The organism is Mycobacterium sp. (assembly GCF_035499775.1).
Taxonomy (GTDB): domain Bacteria; phylum Actinomycetota; class Actinomycetes; order Mycobacteriales; family Mycobacteriaceae; genus Mycobacterium.
This window is the reverse complement of the sequence record NZ_DATJYB010000548.1, coordinates 1-3,672: the sequence shown is the minus strand read 5'-3', so window position 1 is coordinate 3,672 and position 3,672 is coordinate 1. Positions and strand designations below refer to the sequence as shown.

Sequence of the window (3,672 nt, the reverse complement as noted above, 5' to 3'; positions counted from 1 at the left end):
TGTCGCGGATCGGTCCAGTCAACCCCATCCAGATATGACTGCGTGGTCTGCCGGCGCACGCTGCTGTCTTCGTAGCGGCAATCCGGGTCGGGGGCGAAGCCTTCATCTTGGAACGCGGTGTTGATCGTGCCGACCGTGCTGTCGGTCATCAAGTCGCGAAAGACACCGCGCGTCGTGCGCCCAACGAGATCGGTCATCGTGCTGCGCTCGGTGTCGACGTCGCGGCCGTTCGCCCGCCCGCGCGCGCGACGGCGCGGTAGATCGTCGAGCGGGTGACCGGGAACAGCTCCTCGAGCTCGCCGATGGTGTGCCCTCCGGCGCGGTAGAGCTCGACGAGGTGCGCCTCCTGCCGCGGACTGAGCTTGGGCTGCTTGCCCCGCAGCCGACCCTTGGCCCGGGCGACGGCCATGCCCTCCCGAGTCCGGGCGCGGGCAAGGTCGGCCTCAAACTCGGCGATCATGCTCAGCGTGGTGAACAGCAGCCGGCCGACCGGGTCTGTCGGATCGTGCAACGAGCCGCCGATGTTGAGACGCACGCCGCTGGCGGTGAGTTCGTCAACGATGTCGCGTGCGTCCGGAACGGACCGGGCGAGGCGGTCGAGCTTTGTCACAACGAGCGTGTCGCCGCTACGGCAGGCGGCCAGAGCTTGGCGCAATCCGGGCCGGTCTCGGTTCGTGCCAGTCAGACCGTGGTCGACATAGATCCGCTTCGGCTCGACGCCGAGCGCCGCGAGCGCCTCCCGCTGCACCGTGAGATCTTGATCGACGGTCGATACCCGGGCGTAGCCGATCTTCAGCTCAGCCATGCACACAGTATGCCGCTTAGCCCCCCTTCACCGGGAATGATGACCGAACCAGTCTTACGGGACATCGGCACTCCGGCCCCGCCGGCCGCGGTCGCTCGGTATCGGTGTGCCGTTTGAGGTTCGGCTTATGGGCCGCCGATCGACACCTTGCCACGCTTTGAAGAACGAACGATCGGGACAACTCGCTAGCCCGTAGCGCCGTTCCGAACTAGACCACATTTGAGGGCCTCAGAACTCTGTATCGGAATCACCGTGAACTCCCACGGCCCCTTGTGGAAGCGTCCATGCGCCTATCGTGTGAGAACCGGGGGCCGGATCAGCGGAGGGTCGGATGACGACCGCAGCAGCGTGCCGGAAGTGCGGCACTGAATTGCGGGTGAGCGCCAAGTTCTGTGATGAATGCGGTTCCCCGATTACACGGGCCACCGAGCAACCGGAGTACAAGCAGGTCACGGTTCTGTTCGCCGATGTTGTTCATTCGATGGATATCGCCGCGACCGTCGGGGCGGAGCGGCTGCGCGAGATCATGACCGACCTGGTCGACCGCTGCGGGGCGGTGGTCAAGCGGTACGGCGGCACAGTTGACAAGTTCACTGGCGACGGGATCATGGCGGTGTTCGGTGCGCCGTTGGCGTTGGAGGATCACGCTATCCGTGCGTGTTTTGCGGCGCTGGGCGTCCAGGAGGAGACCGCCCAGCTAGCTGTTGAGGTCAAAGACCGCGATGGTATCGACCTGTGGTTGCGCGTGGGACTGAACTCAGGCCAAGTGATCGCCGGTGAGATCGGTTCGGGTGCTTTGGGTTACACCGCAATTGGAGACCAGGTCGGTTTGGCCCAGCGGATGGAATCGGTGGCGCAGCCGGGCGCGGTGATGCTCAGCGCGTCCACCGAGCGACTGGTTGAGGGCGCTGCAACTCTCGGCGAATCTGCGCTGGTTCAGATCAAGGGTGCCGATGAGCCGGTGCCCGCCCGTCGGCTGTTGGCCATGGGCGATGGGCCACGCGCTGCCGGGCGTGCTGAGTCGAAGCTGGTTGGTCGGCGCTCGGAAATGTCCACCGTCGAGAGCATGTTGGACCGCGTCATCGACGGACACGGCGGTGTGGTCGGCGTGGTGGGGTCTGCAGGCATCGGCAAGAGCCGTCTCGTGCGTGAAGTGTCTGCGATCGCAGCCACCCGGGGTGTCGATGTGTTCACCGCCTTCTGCGAATCGCATACCAGCCAGATCCCCTTCCACGTCGTGGCGCGGCTGCTGCGCGCGGCCACGGGCGTCGATGGTCTTGACGGGCAGACCGCTCGCGATCGAGTGCGCTCCCGGCTGCCCGGCGCAGACCCCGAGGATGTGCTGCTTCTCGATGACCTGCTGGGCATCGCCGATCACGAGGTCAAGCTACCCAAAGTCGATCCGGAAGCCCGACGGCGGCGGTTGACCGCGCTGGTGAACACCGCGTCGCTGGCCCGAAAAAGCCCGGCGCTCTACGTCATCGAGGACGCCCATTGGATCGATGAGGTGAGCGAGTCGATGCTGGCCGAATTTCTCACGGTGACCCCGCAGACGCTGGTGCTAGTCACCTACCGCCCCGAATATCAAGGCGCGTTGAGCCGGGTGGCCGGTGCCAAAACCATAGCCCTTGCGCCACTAAGTGATCCGGAGACCGCAGCACTGGTCTGGCAGCTACTCGGGCCGGACCCCTCAGTTGGCGCGTTGGCCTCCGTGATCGCCGAGCGGGCCGCCGGTAATCCGTTTTTCGCCGAGGAGATGGTGCGGGATTTGGCCGAGCGTGGTGTGTTACGCGGCAACCGCAGCGCTCATGTCTCCACGGTCGACGCTGCCGAGGTCACCGTGCCCGCCACTGTGCAGGCCACCATCGCCGCCCGCATCGACCGGCTGAACCCTAAAGCGAAACGCACCCTGAACACTGCGGCGGTGATCGGCGCGAAGTTCAGCCGGGACCTACTGGAAACGCTGGGCATTGACCCTGTCCTGGCGGACCTGGTGGGGGGCGAGCTGATTGATGAGATCAGGCTTACCCAACAGCCCGAGTACGTGTTCCACCATCCGCTGATCCGCATGGTGGCTTACGAATCACAACTCAAGTCGGATCGCGCCGAGATGCATCGGCGGCTGGCCGCCGCGATTGAGGCCCGTAGCCCAGCCTCGGCTGATGAAAATGCCGCGCTGATCGCCGAACATCTGGAGGCCGCAGGGGACCTGCATGAGGCTTTCAACTGGCATATGCGTGCTGGCACCTGGGCGAACTACCGCGACATTCGCGCGGCGCGAACCAGCTGGCAGCGTGCCCGTCATGTTGCTGACCTGCCGTCGACTGTTCCAGGCCGGACATCGATGCGGATCGCCGCCCGTGCCCTGCTTTGCGCAACTGCGTGGCGGGCAGGCGCGAACCCTGCCGACCCCTGTTTTCACGAGCTCTGCGAACTCTGCACAGACGCCGGAGACAAGGCGTCATTGGCTCTCGCGGTGGCGGGGCAGTTGCTGGCGCTCACCACCCACGCCCGATATCGCGAATCGTCGCGGCTGGCCGCGGAATACGACCAACTGATTGAGTCCATCGACGATCCGACGATGACAGTCCGGGTGCTGCCCCAGGTGATCGTGGCCAAGTATGAGGCGGGCGACGTGGCCGACGCGCTGCGGTTATCGCAGCGCGTCATCGATCTGGCCGACGGCGACTCAGCCAAGGGCAACCGGGTCTACTTGGCAGCGTTGGCGCGGGCGATCATGATGCGGGGCCTTGCCCGATGCAGTTTGGGACGTCCGGGATGGAAGCCCGACCTCGACAAGGCGATCTCGACGGCAGGTGACCTCGATCCGACTTCGAGTGTCCTCGTGATGACATACGCATACGGGA

2 protein-coding genes are annotated in these 3,672 nt (G+C 65.3%); one reads left to right on the top strand and one right to left on the bottom strand.

Annotated elements, in window-relative coordinates:
* Positions 1–193: 193 nt before the first annotated feature.
* Positions 194–796 (bottom strand): recombinase family protein, encoded by a 603-nt coding sequence (locus tag VML93_RS33410; RefSeq protein ID WP_349256601.1) that lies wholly within the window; start codon positions 794–796, stop codon positions 194–196.
* A gap of 340 nt (positions 797–1,136) precedes the next feature.
* Here VML93_RS33410 and VML93_RS33405 point away from each other — a divergent pair.
* The coding region (locus VML93_RS33405; protein WP_325617349.1) for an adenylate/guanylate cyclase domain-containing protein at positions 1,137–3,672 on the top strand (2,536 nt) is incomplete at its 3' end.